Source organism: Bradyrhizobium sp. ORS 375 (assembly GCF_000239775.1).
Lineage (GTDB): Bacteria > Pseudomonadota > Alphaproteobacteria > Rhizobiales > Xanthobacteraceae > Bradyrhizobium.
Genome location: NZ_CAFI01000401.1, coordinates 13494 through 30820 on the forward strand (window position 1 = coordinate 13494; position 17327 = coordinate 30820).

A 17327-nucleotide genomic window follows, 5' to 3' on the forward strand; every position below is an offset into this window, starting at 1 on the left:
TGGCAGCGCTCGTTGCGCGCCATCGCCCAGGAGATTCGCATGACCATTCACGTTCCTCGCCCGCATCTCAAACTGTCCCGCCGCCGCTTCCTGTCGACCGCCGCCGGCGCCGGCGTTGCGACGCTTTCGATGCCCTATCTGAGCCGGGCGGCCGACCGCCCGCAGATCACCCACGGTGTGCAGTCGGGTGACGTCAGCATGGACGGCGGCGTGGTATGGGCGCGCGCCGATCGTCCGTCGCAGATGCTGGTCGAGGTCGCCACCACCGAATCGTTCAAGGACGCCCGCGCGCTGCCGCCGATCGCGGCGCTGCCGGAGAGCGACTTCACCGCCAAGCTGCTGCTCGACAATCTGCCGAGCGGCCAGGACATCTTCTATCGCGTCAAGTTCCGCGATCTCTCGCACACCGCCGTCGAGAGCGAGCCGGTGGTCGGCCGCTTCCGTACCGCGCCGGGCAGCAAGCGCGACGTCTCGTTCGTCTGGGGTGGCGACGTCGCCGGCCAGGGCTGGGGCATCAACCCCGACGATGGCGGCATGTTCACTTTCGCGACCATGAAGAAGCACCGCCCGGACTTCTTCCTGCATTCCGGCGACACGATCTATGCCGACGGTCCGATCAAGTCCGAGGTCAAGCTGCCGGACAACAAGGTCTGGAAGAACCTCACGATCGAGGAGAAGGCCAAGGTCGCCGAGACGCTCGACGAATTCCGCGCCGCCCACAAGTACAATTTCCTCGACCAGAACGTCCGCGCCTTCAATGCCGAGGTGCCGATCTTCGTGCAGTGGGACGACCATGAGGTCACCAACAACTGGTCGGCCTCCAAGGATCTGCCGGCGGCCTACAAGGAGCGCAACATCCAGCTGCTCGCCGCGCGCGCGGCGCGCGCCTTCCACGAGATGTATCCGATGCGCGAAAGCATCGTGGAGCCGGGCCGGGTGTATCGCACCATCAACTACGGCCCGCATCTCGACGTGTTCGTGCTCGACGAGCGCAGCTATCGCGGCGCCAATGGCCCCAACCTCGAGGACAAATATGGCCCGGCGTCCTACTTCATCGGGCCGGAGCAGATGCGCTGGCTCAAGCAGGCGCTGCTCAACTCGCGCGCGACCTGGAAGGTGATCGCCTCCGACATGCCGCTCAGCATCATTGTCTATGATGATGCGGCCAACAAGAAGGGCTCGGAGGCGATTGCGCAAGGTGACGGTCCGGCCCGCGGCCGCGAGCTGGAGATCGCCGAGATCCTGCGCTTCATCAAGGCGGCACCGATTCAGAACACGGTGTGGCTGACGGCGGACGTTCACTACGCAGCGGCGCACTACTACGATCCCAACAAGGCGCAATTCCAGGACTTCGAGCCGTTCTGGGAGTTCGTCTCAGGCCCGCTCCACGCCGGCACGTTCGGTCCGAACGAGCTCGACAACACCTTCGGGCCCGAGGTGCGGTTCATCAAGGCGCCCGGCCTCGACAAGCAGAACCTGCCGCCGTCGGCCGGGATGCAGTTCTTCGGCCACGTCAAGATCGACGGCGCGAGCGGCCAGATGACCGTCACCTTGCGCGATCGCGCCGACGTCGCGCTGTGGTCGACGACGCTCGATCCGAAGCTCGGCTGACGCTTCGTCGGCTGTCAGCAGACGGGCCGACTGCGGCGGCAACTAATCGCGCCGCCGCAGCACTGCCGCTAGCGCGTCGGTGGGGCAGGGTTTCGGCAGGCGCGGCCGGTCCGAGTAGGCTGCCGGCACGCCGTCTGCGCCGTAGCCGGTCGAGAATGCGAAGGGGATGCCGAGCGTGCTCAGCCGCTCGGCGATCGCGAAGCTCTTTTCGCGCACCAGGCCGACGTCGAGCAGCGCGAATTCAGGAGCGCGTTCCTCGATCATGGCAAGCGCCATGGCTACATTGGCCGCGACCCGGACATCGGCCACGCCGAGGTCGGTGATGGTGTCTTCCAGTCCGAGCGCGATGATCGGGTCGTCTTCGACGACCAGCACATGCTGGTAGAGCTCGGGCACGCCAAGTTGCGAGCTGGTCATGTGATCTGCGGGTTCCAAGATGAAAGCTGGCTCCCGCAGCCGGCGTCTCGTCGCAAGCACGCTGGCGGGTTCCTGGAACCGAAGCCATCATATCTGAGTTCCTGTGTCGGTGCACTTGTGAACACAAGGGGCACAGATCACGCATATGCGTAGCGCGGGGGACCACGATGCTGAGCCAAGGTGTGACGACGCTTGCACGAGAACGGCCCTACAACAACCTGCTGCGCCGGCTCAGCCCCGCCGACTACGCGCTGATCGCGCCCTATCTGGTCGAGGACCAGGCGGCGCCGAACGAGCTCTTGTATCGCCCCGGCGACGACGTGCAGATCGTGCACTTTCCCTGTGGCCCGTCGCTGACTTCCTATCTCGTGCCCAACGAGGACGGCCGCGATGTGGAGACCATTCTGGTCGGCCGCGAGGGCGCGGTCGGCGGGATCGTCAGCGAGGGCTTCCTGCCGGCCTATACGCGCATCGTCGTGAAGTTCGGCGGGCCATTCGCGCGGCTGCCATTGTCGCGGCTGGCCGCAGCGAAGCTGCAATCGAAGACGTTGCGCAACGTGTTCGCGCGCTACGCCGATTGCATGCTGGCGCAGGTGTTTCAGTCGACCGCCTGCAACGCCATCCATTCGATCGAGCAGCGCACGGCGAAGTGGATCGTCGCGGCCATGGACCGCACCGATGGCGAGCCGATCGTGCCGCTGACGCATGAGCAACTCGCGACCTTGCTCGGCGTCGGGCGCAGCTATGTCAGCCGCGTCGTGCAGACGTTCAGAGCCGAAGGTATCCTCGATACCCGGCGCGGCGCCTTCATGGTCCGCGACTTCGACGCCCTGAAGCAGCGCTCCTGCCTGTGCAACGAGGCGGTGAAGACGCATTTCGAGGAGGTGCTGCGCGGCGTCTACCCGACCGAGCAGGCCGCGGTGGGCTGATACGAACCCGTCATTGCCTTTGACCGTGGGAACTTGCCATAGTCCGGTTGCAACCGGATGAAGGACGTTCTCGGTCAGCCATGGACGGCGCTGCTCTGCACGCGATCTTCGACGTCGTCGCCTGGCTCAGCGCCGGGATGGCCGGCTGGTGGCTCACGCGCATCGCCGGCGTGCGCTTTCCGAAGCAGTCGACCGAATGGCCCTATGTCGCCGCGCTGGTGTTTGGTGCAGGCGTCGGCGCCTATCTGTTCGGCACGCTGAATCTGTGGCTGTCCGGCGTGACCGGGCTGGCGCGCTCGGTCGAGGGCGCGCTCGCCGGTGGCATCGTCGCCGTCGAGCTCTACAAGTGGCGGCTCGGCATCGTCTTGCGCACCGGGGCCCGCTTCGCGCTGCCGCTGGCGATCGGAATCGCCGTCGGCCGCATCGGCTGCTATCTCGCCGGGCTCGATGATTTCACCTACGGCACGCCGACGACCTTGCCCTGGGGACATGACTTCGGCGACGGTATTCTGCGCCATCCGGTCCAGCTGTACGAGAGCCTGACCATGGCGGCCTTTGCGGTGATCTACATTGTCGCGGTGCTCACGCGAAACGCCGCCATCATCGCCAATGGCTTCTATCTCGCGCTGCTCGTCTACGGACTGCAGCGCTTCGGCTGGGAATTCCTGAAGCCCTATGGGCCGGTGACCGGTCCCTTCACCCTGTTTCACCTGCTGTCGCTCGCCATCGCCGTTTACGCCGCGGCCATGTTGGCGACGGCGCCGCAAGCGAAGGTCCTGCATGAACGCGCCGCTGCGTAAGTCACGTCCCTATGTGTTCTGGGGTCAGACGCAATCGCTTTGCGAGACCTGCCTCGACCTGGTGCCGACCAAGATCCAGATCCTCGACAACGAGGTCTGGTACGAGAAGCGCTGCAAGCAGCACGGCGTGCAGTCGACGCTGGTGTCAGACGACGCTGCCTATTGGCGCCGCTGCAAGTCCTTCATCAAGCCGGGCGACACCCCGCTCAGCTTCCAGCGCCGCACCGACTATGGCTGTCCCTATGACTGCGGCCTGTGCCCGGACCACGAGCAGCATTCCTGCCTGGCGCTGATCGAGATCACCGACCACTGCAACCTCACTTGCCCGGTGTGCTTCGCCGAGTCCTCGCCGCAACGCGCCCATTTTACGCCGCTCGCCACCGTCGAGCGGATGCTGGATGCGCTGGTGAAGAGCGAGGGCGAGCCGGACCTGGTGCAGATCTCCGGCGGTGAGCCGACGCTGCATCCGCAGTTCTTCGACATCCTCGCCGCCGTGCGTGCCCGGCCGATCCGCCACGTCATGATCAACACCAACGGCCTGCGCATCGCCCGCGAGCCGGACTTTGTCGCGAAGCTCGCGGAGACCAAGCGCGGGCTCGAAGTGTATCTGCAGTTCGACTCGCTGTCGCGCGCCGGCCTCACCAACATCCGCGGCGCCGACCTGCGCCGCATCCGTCAGCAGGCGCTGGAAAATCTCGAGCATCAGGGCATCTCGACCACCTTGGTCGCGACCATCAAGCGCGGCGTCAATGACGACGAGATCGGCGACATCGTCCGTCATGCGCTGCAATGGAGGTGCGTGCGCGGCGTCACCTTGCAGCCGGTGCAGGACGCCGGCCGCAACGCCGACTTCAACAAGCAGACCGACCGCATCATGCTGTCGGAGATCCGCCGCCGCGTGGTCGAGACCGGCGTGTTCGGCGAGCAGGATATGATCCCGCTGCCCTGCAATCCCGAGAGCATCTCGATCGGCTATGGCCTGCGCAACGGCACCACCGTGCTGCCGCTGACCGCGATGGTGCCGCAGGACGAATTGCTGTCGGTCATGCCGAATACGATCAGCCCGGAGAAATACCCGGTGCTGCGGGACAAATTCGTCGAGCTGTTCTCGCTGTCGTCGGGGCCGCTCAACACCAGCGAGCGCGTCGCCGAATTCCTCTGCTGCCTGCCATCCGTCCAAGTGCCCGACAATCTCGGCTACGAGCACGTGTTTCGGGTGACCATCGTGCAGTTTCTCGACCGGTTCAATTTCTGCGTCGGCAACGTCAAGCGCTCCTGCATCCATTTCGTCACCGAGCGCGGCGAGATCATCCCGTTCGACACCTACAACCTGTTCTACCGCAACGGTGCCATTGACGGCATCCGCGCGCGGTTGGCGGGGGCCGGGCATGAGTGATCCCGAGGACAAGATTCCGTCCTGGCCCGACGGACCCGAGCAGCAACGCGAGCTGCGCAGTGGCTGCATGACGGCGTTGCTGTTCCTGATCGGCGTCATCCTGCTGCTCCCCGGCGCCTGCGCCGCAGTCTTCGGCTATCTCGGCCTGCAGGAGAAGCGTTGGCCGTCGGAGTTGACCGGGTGGGTCGGCCTGGGTCTCGCCATCGGCGCGGGCGGTCTTGCGCTGATCATCAAGGCGTGGCGGCGGTGAGCACAGCAGGCATGAGGCGGGTCAGCGTTCGCCCGTTTCGAAGGTTGACGGCTTACTCGCGAAGTCGCCACTGTCGGTGCTTCGCCCTGCGTTCGCGCTGCTGATGCCGCTCGCCGGGCTGGTGCTGTCGGCGCCGGCCCTGATAGGATTGTCCTATACGTTGCGTGCGTCGAGTCCCGACCGTGTGGTCGAGGGAATTCTGTTGGGGGCGGCCGCAATCGGCCCGCTTCTCGTCTGCTTCGCGATTCGCCTGGTGATACCGCGCCGCCATGGATGATGATCCGTTCAACCGCCGTCCGCCGCTGTCGCCCTTCCTGGAGGAGGTGCGCCGGGCGCGAGAGCCTGCCAGCCTGGTTGCCACGGTGGGAGCGATCCTCACAGGCTTGGGCCTGGCCTTTCCGTTCGGCTGCACCATGGCCTTCATGCGCCGCGAATGGAATGAGTTCGGCGGCTTTTTCGGCCCCGGGGCGCTTCTCGCTTTGGCAGCCCTCGTTGGGCTCGCGAGGATCGCGTGGGCGGTGTACCGCCGTTGGGGCTGAGACTGGTCCGATGACGTCTCCCGAACGCCCTGGCTCGGACTCCGCGCGCGGCTTGCCGTTGCCGAAGGAGCGCTGGAAGGGGCCGCCGGAGGGCGTGCCGAACGAAGACGGGCCGCGCGGCAAAGGCTGCCTCGATCCGCTGATCATGGTCGGAAGCCTGGGGTTGATCGCGTGGGGGCTGTGCGCGGTGATCTACTTCACTGTCTTCGTGCGCTGGCACATGGGCGGGTATTTCGATTTCTTCCTCGAGGGGCTGGCGGCTTCGATCGTCGGGGGCGCTCTGACCTTGTACGCGCAACATCGCTTGCGCTCCGCTGCTCCAAACCGCCCCGAGCCTGGAAGGACCGCTGCGAGCGGCTGTCTGCCGAGCCTCATGCTGCTCGGCGGCTTTGCGCTGCTGCTGCCGGGGGCCTGTTCGATGTTGTTCGGGCTGAGCGCCCTGGGCTCAATCCAGCATATCGGTGACCCCAGTCCGGTGCTCGCGGGCTTCACCCTGGGAGCTGTCGGTGTTGCCGCGCTCTGGTGGGTCGCCGCAAGGCCAGCCGGCCTCGCCGGTCCGCTGATGGCGAGCGGGATCGTGCTGCTGATTCCCGGGCTCTATCTCGCCGTCTATGGCTTCAGCCGGCTATACTGGATCAACAACGTGCCGTCCGTGTTGCTTCCGATCGGTCTGCCTGCCGGGGTGATCGGGATCCTCTTCTTTCGCGCGGCCCGGCGGAGCTGGCTGGCCGAGGCGTCAGCGAGGCCGCCGCTCGACCCGCCGGGATCCGCTCCTCATTCCTGAAAGCAGTCATTGTTTTTTGGCATTTTTTGCCTATATTGCGCCGCAACGCGTGAGGTCTGCCCGGTCGAATGGCCGGGCTTCCTATTTGGGGCTGCCGGCCCCGGCCGCCGAACCGAGTTTCGCGAGCGCGCGTCGCAAAGCTAACAGCTTGATTCGACTATCATAAAGCGCGCGCCCCGCCGGGGACAGAGCACGAGCTCCAGAAAGCTTAGAAGACACCGACCATGAATCTTCGCAACATCGCCATCATCGCCCACGTCGACCACGGCAAGACCACCCTGGTCGACCGCCTCCTGCAGCAGTCCGGTACCTTCCGCGAGAACCAGAAGGTCGCCGAGCGCGCCATGGACTCCAACGACCTGGAGCGCGAGCGCGGCATCACCATCCTGGCCAAGGCCGCTTCGGTGCAGTGGAAGGACACCCGTATCAACATCGTCGACACCCCCGGCCACGCCGATTTCGGCGGCGAGGTCGAGCGCATCCTGAACATGGTAGACGGCGCGCTGGTGCTGGTCGACGCCGCCGAGGGCCCGCTGCCGCAGACCAAGTTCGTGGTCTCCAAGGCGCTCAAGGTTGGTCTGAAGCCGATCGTCGTCATCAACAAGGTCGACCGTCCGGACGCTCGTCCGACCGAGGTCATCAACGAGGTGTTCGACCTGTTCGCGGCGCTCGACGCCTCCGAGGAGCAGCTCGATTTTCCGATCCTGTACGGCTCGGCCAAGCAGGGCTGGATGGCCGACAGCCCGGAAGGTCCGCAGGACCGCGGCATGGAGCCGCTGTTCGAGCTGGTGCTCCGCCACGTGCCGGCGCCGAAGACCGAGGAGGGGCCGTTCCGCATGATCGGCACCATCATCGAGGCCAACCCCTATCTCGGCCGCATCATCACCGGCCGCATCTCCTCCGGCACGCTGAAGCCGAACCAGCAGATCAAGGTGCTGGCCGCCGACGGCAAGATGATCGAGCAGGGCCGCATCACCAAGATCCTGGCGTTCCGCGGCCTCGAGCGCACGCCGCTCGAGGACGCCGAGGCGGGCGACATCGTCGCCATCGCCGGCATGACCAAGGGCACCGTCGCCGACACCTTCTGCGACCCCTCCGTCGATATCCCGCTGCCGGCGCAGCCGATCGATCCGCCGACCGTGTCGATGTCCTTCATCGTCAACAACTCCCCGCTGGCCGGCACGGAAGGTGACAAGGTCACCAGCCGCATGATCCGCGACCGCCTGCTGCGCGAGGCCGAGGGCAACGTTGCGCTGCGCGTCCGCGAGGCCGACGACAAGGACTCGATGGAAGTCTCGGGCCGCGGCGAATTGCAGCTCGCGATCCTGATCGAGACCATGCGCCGCGAAGGTTTCGAGCTGTCGGTGTCGCGTCCGCGCGTCGTGTTCCAGAAGGACCCGACCACCGGCCAGACCCTGGAGCCGATCGAGGAAGTCGTCATCGACGTCGACGAGGAGCATTCCGGCGTCGTCGTGCAGAAGATGAGCGAGCGCCGTGCCGAGCTGATCGAGATGAAGCCGTCCGGCGGCAACCGCCAGCGCCTGGTGTTCTACGCGCCGACCCGCGGCCTGATCGGCTACCAGGGCGAGCTGCTGACGGACACCCGCGGCACCGCGATCATGAACCGCCTGTTCCATAACTATGCGCCCTACAAGGGCGAGATCCAGGGCCGCCGCAACGGCGTGCTGATCTCCAACGACCAGGGCGAGGCGGTCGCTTATGCGATGTTCAAGCTGGAGGACCGCGGCCCGATGATGATCGAGCCGGGCTGGAAGGTCTATCGCGGCATGATCGTCGGCGAGCACACCCGTGACAACGACCTCGAGATCAACGTCCTCAAGGGTAAGCAGCTCACCAACATCCGCACCACGTCGAGGGACGAGGCTGTGCGTCTGACGCCCCCGATCAAGATGACGCTGGAAAAGGCGCTCGCTTACATCGAGGACGACGAGCTGGTCGAAGTGACGCCGAAGTCGATCCGCCTGCGCAAGAAGCACCTCGATCCGAACGAGCGCAAGCGCGCGGAGAAGCAGAAGGAAGCGGTGGCGTAAGCCGCTCAACCGCTGCAGCGCCACGCGAGTGGCCCAGGGTGTGGTGCCGCAACACCCCGCTCTCGTCGTGCCCCGCTTGTGGGGCGCAGTGTCTCGACAGCCTCCGCCGTCATGCCCCGCGCAGGCGGGGCATCCAGTACGCCGCGGCCTCTCCGGGTCACACGCCCGTCTCGGCGTACTGGATCACCCGCTTTCGCGGGTGATGACAGCAGTGGGGAGGCGGTAGTCGGGTCCACGTTGCAGGAGCCGACGCCACCTCATGAGCAGTCTCCCATCCTCCATCGACGTCGCGATCATCGGCGCCGGCGCGGCTGGCCTTGGCGCCGCCCATGCGCTGCGCGACAAAGACGTCTCCTTCATCGTTCTCGAAGGCCGCGATCGCATCGGCGGCCGCGCCCACACCATCATGGCGTCGCCCGAGGTGACCTTCGACCTCGGCTGCGGCTGGTTGCACTCCGCCGACCGCAACTCCTTCGCCGTCATCGCCGAGCAGCTCGCCTTCACCATCGACAAGTCCCGGCCGCCCTGGCGCGACCAGGCCTATGAGGCTGCGTTCCCGCGCGCAGAGCGCGAGGATTTCCTCCGCGCCCTGGAGGCGTTCTTCACGCGCACCGCCGAGGCCGCCACGAGCGGCCGCGACGCGCCGGCCAGCATCTGTCTCGAGCCCGGCAATCGCTGGAACGGCATGATCGATGCGATCTGCACCTATCTCAACGGCTGCGAGCTCGACCAGATGTCGCTGCTCGATTTCGAAGCCTATGAGGATACCGAGCTCAACTGGCGCGTCCGCGGCGGCTATGGCGCGCTGGTCGCCGCCTACGGCGCAGGGCTGCCGGTTGCGCTCAACTGCAATGTCACGCTGATCGATCACAGCGACAAGCGCGTGCGTCTGACGACCTCGCAGGGCACGCTGACGGCCGACAAGGTCATCGTCACCGTCCCGACCAACTTGATCGCCGAGGAAGCGCTCCGCTTCAAGCCGGCCTTGCCCGACAAGGTCGCCGCCGCCTCCGGCCTGCCGCTCGGCCTCGACAACAAGGTCACGCTCGCGCTGGAGGGCTGGGAGCACCTGCCAAAAGATTCCGGCATGCGCGGCCGTAGCAGCACTGCACGCGTCGGCAGCTTCCAGCTCCGCCCGTTCGGCCAGCCCTGCATCGAGGGTTTTTATGGCGGCAGCTTCGCCCGCCAGATCGAGGCGGCAGGGGAGGGCGCCTTGGCGGCCCAGGCGATCGACGATGTCGTCGCGCTGCTCGGCAGCGACATCCGCAAGAGCCTCCGGCCGCTCGCCGAGTCCCGCTGGGGCGCCGACCCCTTCGCGCGCGGCGCCTATTCGCACGCGCTGCCCGGCCATGCCGGCAAGCGCGCCGTGCTGGCCGCGCCGGTCGATGAACGCCTGTTCTTCGCCGGCGAAGCGACCCCGCCCGACTTTTTCTCCACCGCTCACGGCGCCCGCGACTCGGGCGAGCGCGCGGCAAGGGAAGCGCTGGCGTCGTTAGGTAGGCCCTGAACGATCCGCGTCATTGCGAGCGCAGCGAAGCAATCCAGGGGCGTCCCGGGTGGTGGGAGTCCTGGATCGCGTCGCTGCGCTCGCGATGACGGTCAACATCTGTCATTCCGGGGCAGCCGCGCCAGCGGCTGAAGCCGGAATCCCGAGATGAGGCACGAGAGTCCGGGGTCGCCCTCCGCCTCCCCTCTTCCAGCTGCGGCGGAGGCCGCCCCGGAATGACGAGCCTCGAACTAGCTCCGGCTCTCCCCGACCATCCGCAGAAACTCCCGCGCGGCCTGCGTCTGGTGATGCTCCCAATGCCGCAGGCTGTAGAAGCGCCGCGTCGGCAGTTCGAGATTGGCGACCGCCAGCAGCCCGGCCTTCACCGCCCGCATCACCACCAGCCGCGACAGCACCGTGACGCCGGCGCCGGCTTCGACGGCGCCGCGCACGGCTTCATTGGACGGCAGATCGAACACCACGTCGAGCTCGGCCGCAGCGATGCCGAACCGTCCGACCGCCGCTTCGAGCACGGCGCGGGTCCCCGAGCCTTGCTCGCGCAACACCCAGCGCGCCGCCTTGAGATCGTGGAGCGTTACCGACGCCCCCCGGCACAGCGGATGACCGACGGGCCCGACCAGCACCATCTCGTCCTCAGCCACCGGCTGCGCCGCGAGCACGGGATCGTCGACGTCGCCTTCGACGAAGCCGAGATCGGCGGAGCCCTCCCGCACCCGGTCTGCCACCTGCTCGGTGTTGCCGATCGACAGCTGCAGCTTGATCGCGGGATGCGCGGCATTGAAGTGGTGAATGAAGGCCGGCAGCCAATAGCCCGAGATGGTCTGGCTCGCCGCCAGCGCGAGCTGTCCGCGCTTCAGACCTGCGAGATCGTCGAGCACGGTCTCGGCGGCGGCCGCGCGCGCAAGCACCGCTTTCGCTTCGACCAGAAACGCCTTGCCCGCGGCCGTCAGCACGATGCGGCGGCCGACGCGATCAAACAGTCTGGTCTGGTAGCGCGCCTCGAGCGCAGCGACGGCCGCTGAGGTGGCCGACTGAGTGAGATTCAGCTCGCGCGCCGCCTGGGTGACGTGCTCGCGGGTGGCGACCGCAACGAAGATCCGGAGCTGCTCGAGCGTCACATGGTCTCCTACGTCGTCAGCTTCACCAGCGCCAGGCTGAAGCTCGCGATGAACAGGAAGGCTGCGAAGCCCAGCGCCAGCGGCCGCAGCCCTTTGGCCATGAGCTTGGCGAAGTCGGTCTCCAGCCCCATCGCGGCCAGCGCCATGGACAGCAGAAAGGTGGTCGCGGTCACGATCACCGTCTTCGCCTCGGCGGGCACGGTGATGATGCTGTTGAAGCCGACCAGCGCGATGAAGCCGAACACGAACCAGGGCAGCGTCGGCTGCGCGCTGGTATGACCGCGCCCGCCCTGGCGCGCCCGGCGCGCCGCCAGCAGGCCGAGCGTCAGCACCACCGGCGCCAGCAGCATCACACGCGCCAGCTTGGCGATGGTGCCGAACTCGCCGGCCTGCCGTCCCTCCTGGAACGCCGCCGCGACCACCTGCGCGATCTCATGGATCGAGGCGCCGCTCCACAGGCCGAACGCGTGCGCGTCGAGGTGCAGCACGGCCGGAAGCAGCGGGTAGGCGACCATCGCGATCGAGCCGAACACGGTCACGCAAGCGACCGCATAGGCGACGTCCTCGTCATGCGCGCGCGTCACGGTGTTGGTGGCAATGACGGCCGACGCGCCGCAGATCGAGGTGCCCGCAGCGATCAGCTCGGCTAGCTTGCGATCGACGCCGAGCAGCCGTCCCATCCACACCGTGAACAGAAAGGTGCCGGTGAGGCTCAGCGCGATCACGAATAGCCCGCGGGCGCCGACCTCGGCGACCTGCGCGGCCGTGAGCTGCAGGCCTAACAGGATGATGGCGACCCGCAGCACGCGGCGCATGGCGAAGGCGACGCCGGGCTTGGCCCGTGCCGGCGTGCCGACGACATTGTGGAGCGCCATGCCCGCCACGATCGCCAGGATCATCGGGCTGAACATCCCGAGCCCCGGCAGCTGACGCAGCCCGAAGGCGCCGGCTGCGATCGCGGCCGAGAGGGCCAGTCCAGGCAACAAGCCTGATGCATGAGGCGCCGCCGGCGCGCGAGCACGTCCAGAATGACCGGCAACGGGTGCATCGGCAGTCAGGTCCTGCGAGGAGGCAGTCATGGAAAACTCTCCCAAACCAACGGTTTGAAGGAGAATTTCATGCTCATTTCAATCGATCCAACGAATTGTATCGTATAATTCGTTCGATTCAATCGATCGATCAGAGCTATCGCTCCAGAACGCGTCGACGCAGCTCCGCGTCCGGGACGAAGCACGATTCGAATTTACCGAAGATGCGGTAGCGATTGCGCGCGACGAGGCTGTAGGCGGCATCCCGCAGCGGCTTCGGCACGGTGAACAACGCGCGGGTCCAGCCCCAACCTTTGAGGTTGGAGAGCACGGTCAGCGCCGCATCGGATTTCAGATGCACCTTGCCGCCATGGACGACAGCGTTGGTGTCCGGCTCGTCCGGATCGATCCCGAACGTTTGCGCCAGCCTCACGCCGTAGGGCGATTGGATCGGCGTGAAACGAAACCGCTTGGCGGTGTCGCGTGCGATCACGAACTGCACCCATCGCGAACAGAACACGCAGACGCCGTCATACAGAATCACATCGTCGTCGGGCCAGTTCGTCATCAGCGATTGTCCATCATCAGCAGCGCGACCAGCATCAAGACGATCGCAGGTGCGGTCTTCACCAATGCGCCGAGCGGCTCGAGCCAGAGGTCGGGCGTCAGCATCGCGCATCCCAGCATGTAGCCGAGCGAGACGAAAATGCCGGCAGCGAGGCCGAAAGTCGCCGTTTTGCGGAATGCGATCAACACGCCGACGGAGATGTCCATCATGCTGGTGATCGCCGCGAACGGGATTGCAAATCCCTCCGGCCAGCCACGCGTCGTCAGGATCGCGGTGGTCGCGGGAAACGAGATGAACAGCGCAATGCTGCCGGAGGCGACCCAGAACAGCACGAGACTGGCGATGATCAGCGCCTTGATCAGGAACAGCCGGGCAAACCATTTGTCCTGGATGGCGGCGCCCTGCGCACCGAGGGTTTCGCTCAGGCTTGTCGGCGTCATGCCGGTGGCCGCGATCCAGGCCGCGGGATCGCCGCGCACGCCGCGGCGCAGCTCGGCGATGGCCGTGCGGCGCATCGGCGGCATCCAGCCAAGCCGGCTGGAGAGGTCGCCGGCGATGGCGCCGAGATCGACCAGCGGCGCGGGCACGGTGAGGCGTGGCCAATCGGTCGTGCCGAAGCTGCGGCGGAAGGCGGCGATGACGCCGCCGAGCGTCACCGGCTCCGGCTGCATCAGGTCCCAGCTCACCGCACGCGTCGCCTCGTCATCGAGCGGCCGCATGGCGAGCCAGGCGATGGTCGTCGCGATGTCTGCCACCGCGACGGGCTGGAACGGAGCCGCCGCATCCTTGGCCGGCAGATCGATCGGAAACGCCGCGAGCGCGCGCAGCATCGCGCTGCCGCCATAGGCCGAGGGCGCGATCACGAAGCCGGGGCGCAGGATCGCATATGGAATGCCTGAGGAGGCAATCAGCCGTTCCGCTTCGCGCTTGGTGGTGGCGAAGGCGGTGTGATCCTCGTCGGCTGTCCCGGGAATGGAGATGTGGATCAGTCGGACGCCGCGGCCGCTGGCCGGGATCGCGGCAAGCAGCCGTGCCACGAATTCGCGATGCACGGCCTGGGTGTCGCTGCCCGGACCATCCTGCAGCACGCCCAGGCAATTGACGACGACGTCGATCTCATGTGCGCGCATGAGCCCCGCCAATGCGGATGCATCGAGTGCCATGATCGGAAGTTCGATATCGAGCGCCGCCACGCGCTGCGACGTCGAGAACGCACGCGCGACGCCAACAGCCACAAGGCCGCGCCGGCGCAGATCATCAGTGATGAAGCGGCCGATCAGTCCGGAGGCGCCGAGCACGAGGATGCGCGAGGTCGGAGAAGCGATCATGCAAAGTCCGCTAGTACGGCTTGGCGATCATCAGCCAGAGAATGGCCATGACCGAGCCGAAGCCGGGAATGCCGCACAGGAACCAGCGGCGGAAGACGGTGAAATAGCGCGGCGGCAGCTTCTCGGCCCTGCGATCGGCAGCGCGGGCGAGATCGCGCAGCTCGATCTGCATGAAGATCACGGGCACCCAGAACAGCCCGGCGACCACGTAGAGCGCGAGCGAGGTGAGCAGCCAGCCGTCAGTGACGGCGGTCGATGACAGCCACATCAGCGTGCCGCCGGTGACCGGCTGCAGCAGCACCGACGACAGCGTGAACAGCATGTCGGCGATCACCACCACCCCCGCGGTGCGCGCGATGAACGCGGCCTCGCCGCTCAGATGCGCCATCAGCATGAAGAATGCGATTCCGGTGCCTGTGCCGAGAATGACGATGGCGCCGAGCAGGTGCAGGTACTTGACCAGGAAATACAGCGTCATCGTGGTCCTGCTAGTTCGCGAGTCCCGGCCGGGCTGAGCGCCGCACCGGCGGGCGGACGAGCACAGCGGCCAGCGCGCTCGATGCGGCAACGATACCGGCGTCCTGCTCCGCGAGCCAATGGCCTTCATGCCCGAAGGACGGCAGCACCTCGAAGTCGGCATGCGCCCCGCCGGATGTGAAGGCGTTGGCGAGCTCACGCGACAACACCGGCGGAAAGTAGCTGTCATTGGCTGCAACGAGCCAGGTGACTCGGACATGCGCATTGCGTCCAAACGCGCGGGCGGCATCGCGCAGCCGCTGTTCCGCGCACACGCGTCCCGGCACGTCATCGGCATGGCCGCCGCGGCCAGGGGCAAACGCGATGATCTTCGATACGACGTGTTGAGGTTGACCGGCGAGGGCGAGCGCTCCCCAGCCGCCGGCCGAATGGCCGATGACGACGGCGCCGCCCTTCGCGACGAACGCCTGCTCGCGCATGAGGTCGAGCGCCCGCAGGATCTGCGCGGCGGTCGCGCGTCCGGCTTCTGCGTAGTTCGGATCGGCGCAATCGCCCTGATCCTCGACATAGGGACCGCCGGTGCGGCCATGCCCGAGCCGCTCTGGCACCAGCACGGCATAGCCGCGCGCCACCAGCGCGCTCGCCAGTGCCGTGTAGCTCGGCTGCGGCAGCTGCGCCCGGCGCAGCGCATTCTGCGTCGAGGCATGTGCGATCAGCGCCAGCGAAAACGGTCCATCACCGGCGGGCCGATAGAGCAGCGCATGCGCAGGAACGTCTGGCTCGGTCGAGGGCACCAGCCACTGTTGCTGGCGCGCCGGTTCACCTTCGGACGACACCGGGCCGAACGGCTGCGCCGACGCGCCCGATCCTGTCAGGACGAGCGCGATCAACCATGAGGCGCAGCGAAGCAGCAGCATTCAGCCGGGCGGGAAGATTGTTGAGCCGGCGCCACACTAACCGAGGCCGCCGCGACTCAGTTGCAGTTTTTCGTTCGAGCTATGAACGCACGGTGACAGGACACCGTTGGCTCTCGGCAATGTTGCGAATTTGTCCCTTTTCGGCACAGGTTTCCGCCGCTGTGATGCCGAAAGTCCACAGGTTAACCGATCTTTAACGTGGCACCTTGAAGGCGGACCGCCGACTTGCTTTGATCCGGTCATGAGCACAACCCTGATCGAAGTCCGTCCGGCCAAGGCTGCAGATGCGGCTGCGGTGGCGTCAGCCCATGATGAAGCTTGGCGTTCTGCCTATCAGGGAATCATCCCTGGCGCAGAGCTGGAGAAGCTGATCAACCGTCGCGGCCCGCAATGGTGGGACAGCGCGATCCGCAAAGGCAGCCGCGTCAGCGTGCTGGTGTTCAACGACAAAGTCGCAGGCTATGCGAATTACGGCCGCAACCGCGCCCGCAGCCTGCACTTCGACGGCGAAGTCTACGAGCTTTATCTGCGACCGGAATTTCAGGGGCTGGGGTTCGGTCGCCGGCTCTTCCAGGCGGCCAAGCGCGATCTCGCGCAGAGCGGCCTGAAGAGCATGGTGGTGTGGGCGTTGTCCGACAACGACCCCGCCACCGAGTTCTACCGCGCGTTGGGCGGCCGCATGGTCGCGCGGTCGTCGGAGCGCTTCGGGCCGAAGTCGCTCGACAAGGTCGCCTTCGCCTGGACCAACTGAGCCGGGATCGCCCAAAAGGGCCTGCGAATTGAGCTCTGGCCGCGTTAAGCGTTAATGCGGCGGTAAATTGAACCGAAGCTGGTGGACTGAGGTAGCTGTTGCGCGGTCGCGATTTTTTTGCGACTGCGAATGCGAGCGCTCTCGCGAGCGTCCGATCCTCAACCGTTCAAGTTCAACCGTTCAAGTTCAACGGAGCATCCATGCGCATCGACGCCATCCCGATCGGGAAAGATCCGCCGCGCGAGGTCAACGTCGTCATCGAAGTGCCGGTCGGTGGTGAGCCGATCAAGTACGAGCTGGACAAGGAAGCCGGCACGCTGTTCGTCGACCGCTTCCTCTATACGGCGATGCGCTACCCCGGCAATTACGGCTTTATCCCGCACACGCTGTCGAACGACGGCGATCCCTGCGACGTGCTGGTCGCCAACACCCGCGCGATCGTGCCCGGCGCTGTCATGAGCGTGCGCCCGGTCGGCGTGCTGCTGATGGAGGACGAGGCCGGCGGCGACGAGAAGATCATCGCGGTGCCCTCCTCGAAGCTGACGCAGCGCTACGACAAGGTTCGCACCTACAGCGACCTGCCGGACATCACGCTGCAGCAGATCCAGCACTTCTACGAGCACTACAAGGACCTCGAGCCCGGCAAATGGGTCAAGGTGTTGCGCTGGGGCAATGCCGAGGACGCCCACCAGCTGATCGCCGAGGGCATCGCCCGCGCCAAGGCGGCGAAGAAGTAGGGATCATTCGCGCTCCGCGCCTCGCGGTTCGAGGCGATGGACTTTCGACCCCGCTCCGATGCAGTTTCACGGCGCCGCAGGTCTGACCTGCGGCGCCGTCTTGCTATGGAGCTTCTGCG

The 17327-nt window shown here is 66.3% G+C and carries 19 protein-coding genes; 12 read left to right on the forward strand and 7 right to left on the reverse strand.

Annotated features, from left to right (window positions below; genetic code table 11):
* Window positions 1-39 precede the first annotated feature (39 nt).
* Complete coding sequence (locus tag BRAO375_RS26780; RefSeq protein ID WP_009030566.1) at window positions 40-1611, forward strand: alkaline phosphatase D family protein; 1572 nt, start codon at window positions 40-42, stop codon at window positions 1609-1611.
* Window positions 1612-1653: 42 nt separating this feature from the next.
* Here the strand turns inward: BRAO375_RS26780 and BRAO375_RS26785 are convergent, their stop codons facing one another.
* Complete coding sequence (locus BRAO375_RS26785) at window positions 1654-2028, reverse strand: response regulator (protein ID WP_009030567.1); 375 nt, start codon at window positions 2026-2028, stop codon at window positions 1654-1656.
* Between the two features lie 167 nt (window positions 2029-2195).
* Here BRAO375_RS26785 and BRAO375_RS26790 point away from each other — a divergent pair, with 167 nt between their 5' ends.
* The 9 genes from BRAO375_RS26790 to BRAO375_RS26825 all read left to right on the forward strand — a co-directional run bounded on the left by BRAO375_RS26790 (window position 2196) and on the right by BRAO375_RS26825 (window position 10284).
* Complete coding sequence (locus tag BRAO375_RS26790) at window positions 2196-2957, forward strand: Crp/Fnr family transcriptional regulator (protein ID WP_009030568.1); 762 nt, start codon at window positions 2196-2198, stop codon at window positions 2955-2957.
* Window positions 2958-3037: 80 nt separating this feature from the next.
* Window positions 3038-3757 (forward strand): prolipoprotein diacylglyceryl transferase, encoded by a 720-nt coding sequence (locus tag BRAO375_RS26795; protein WP_009030569.1) that lies wholly within the window; start codon window positions 3038-3040, stop codon window positions 3755-3757.
* A complete protein-coding gene (locus BRAO375_RS26800; RefSeq protein WP_009030570.1) occupies window positions 3738-5153 on the forward strand; it encodes a radical SAM protein in 1416 nt (471 codons plus the stop codon). The genes BRAO375_RS26795 and BRAO375_RS26800 overlap by 20 nt, the downstream gene beginning before the upstream one ends.
* The gene (locus BRAO375_RS26805) at window positions 5146-5403 is read left to right on the forward strand and encodes a hypothetical protein (RefSeq protein WP_009030571.1); all 258 of its coding nucleotides are present in this window, start codon (window positions 5146-5148) and stop codon (window positions 5401-5403) included. Before BRAO375_RS26800 ends, BRAO375_RS26805 begins: the two co-directional genes overlap by 8 nt.
* A 76-nt stretch (window positions 5404-5479) precedes the next feature.
* Window positions 5480-5680 carry a hypothetical protein gene (locus tag BRAO375_RS36575; protein ID WP_009030572.1) on the forward strand — a complete coding sequence of 67 codons (201 nt, stop codon included), beginning with the start codon at window positions 5480-5482 and terminating at the stop codon, window positions 5678-5680.
* Window positions 5673-5942, forward strand: a complete 270-nt coding sequence (locus BRAO375_RS26810; RefSeq protein WP_009030573.1) for a hypothetical protein — start codon at window positions 5673-5675, stop codon at window positions 5940-5942. Before BRAO375_RS36575 ends, BRAO375_RS26810 begins: the two co-directional genes overlap by 8 nt.
* A gap of 10 nt (window positions 5943-5952) precedes the next feature.
* Window positions 5953-6726: a hypothetical protein gene (locus BRAO375_RS26815; RefSeq protein ID WP_009030574.1), complete on the forward strand. Its 774-nt coding sequence runs from the start codon at window positions 5953-5955 to the stop codon at window positions 6724-6726.
* Window positions 6727-6950: 224 nt separating this feature from the next.
* A complete protein-coding gene (gene typA, locus BRAO375_RS26820) occupies window positions 6951-8777 on the forward strand; it encodes a translational GTPase TypA (protein ID WP_009030575.1) in 1827 nt (608 codons plus the stop codon).
* 259 nt (window positions 8778-9036) lie between these two features.
* Window positions 9037-10284 (forward strand): flavin monoamine oxidase family protein, encoded by a 1248-nt coding sequence (locus BRAO375_RS26825; protein ID WP_009030576.1) that lies wholly within the window; start codon window positions 9037-9039, stop codon window positions 10282-10284.
* Between the two features lie 230 nt (window positions 10285-10514).
* Here the strand turns inward: BRAO375_RS26825 and BRAO375_RS26830 are convergent, their stop codons facing one another.
* The 6 genes from BRAO375_RS26830 to BRAO375_RS26855 all read right to left on the reverse strand — a co-directional run bounded on the left by BRAO375_RS26830 (window position 10515) and on the right by BRAO375_RS26855 (window position 15720).
* The gene (locus BRAO375_RS26830; protein ID WP_009030577.1) at window positions 10515-11402 is read right to left on the reverse strand and encodes a LysR family transcriptional regulator; all 888 of its coding nucleotides are present in this window, start codon (window positions 11400-11402) and stop codon (window positions 10515-10517) included.
* Between the two features lie 8 nt (window positions 11403-11410).
* A complete protein-coding gene (locus BRAO375_RS26835; RefSeq protein ID WP_009030578.1) occupies window positions 11411-12385 on the reverse strand; it encodes a YeiH family protein in 975 nt (324 codons plus the stop codon).
* A gap of 202 nt (window positions 12386-12587) precedes the next feature.
* Window positions 12588-12998: a thiol-disulfide oxidoreductase DCC family protein gene (locus BRAO375_RS26840; protein WP_009030579.1), complete on the reverse strand. Its 411-nt coding sequence runs from the start codon at window positions 12996-12998 to the stop codon at window positions 12588-12590.
* Complete coding sequence (locus BRAO375_RS26845; RefSeq protein WP_009030580.1) at window positions 12998-14326, reverse strand: SDR family oxidoreductase; 1329 nt, start codon at window positions 14324-14326, stop codon at window positions 12998-13000. The genes BRAO375_RS26840 and BRAO375_RS26845 overlap by 1 nt, the downstream gene beginning before the upstream one ends.
* 10 nt (window positions 14327-14336) lie before the next feature.
* Window positions 14337-14804, reverse strand: coding sequence for a DUF2269 family protein (locus BRAO375_RS26850; protein ID WP_009030581.1), 468 nt, complete (start codon window positions 14802-14804; stop codon window positions 14337-14339).
* A gap of 10 nt (window positions 14805-14814) precedes the next feature.
* Window positions 14815-15720: an alpha/beta hydrolase family protein gene (locus BRAO375_RS26855; RefSeq protein ID WP_009030582.1), complete on the reverse strand. Its 906-nt coding sequence runs from the start codon at window positions 15718-15720 to the stop codon at window positions 14815-14817.
* A 241-nt stretch (window positions 15721-15961) separates the two neighbouring features.
* Here BRAO375_RS26855 and BRAO375_RS26860 point away from each other — a divergent pair, with 241 nt between their 5' ends.
* Window positions 15962-16471, forward strand: coding sequence for a GNAT family N-acetyltransferase (locus BRAO375_RS26860; protein WP_008963902.1), 510 nt, complete (start codon window positions 15962-15964; stop codon window positions 16469-16471).
* Window positions 16472-16671: 200 nt separating this feature from the next.
* A complete protein-coding gene (gene ppa, locus BRAO375_RS26865) occupies window positions 16672-17208 on the forward strand; it encodes an inorganic diphosphatase (RefSeq protein WP_008963903.1) in 537 nt (178 codons plus the stop codon).
* Window positions 17209-17327: the final 119 nt, after the last annotated feature.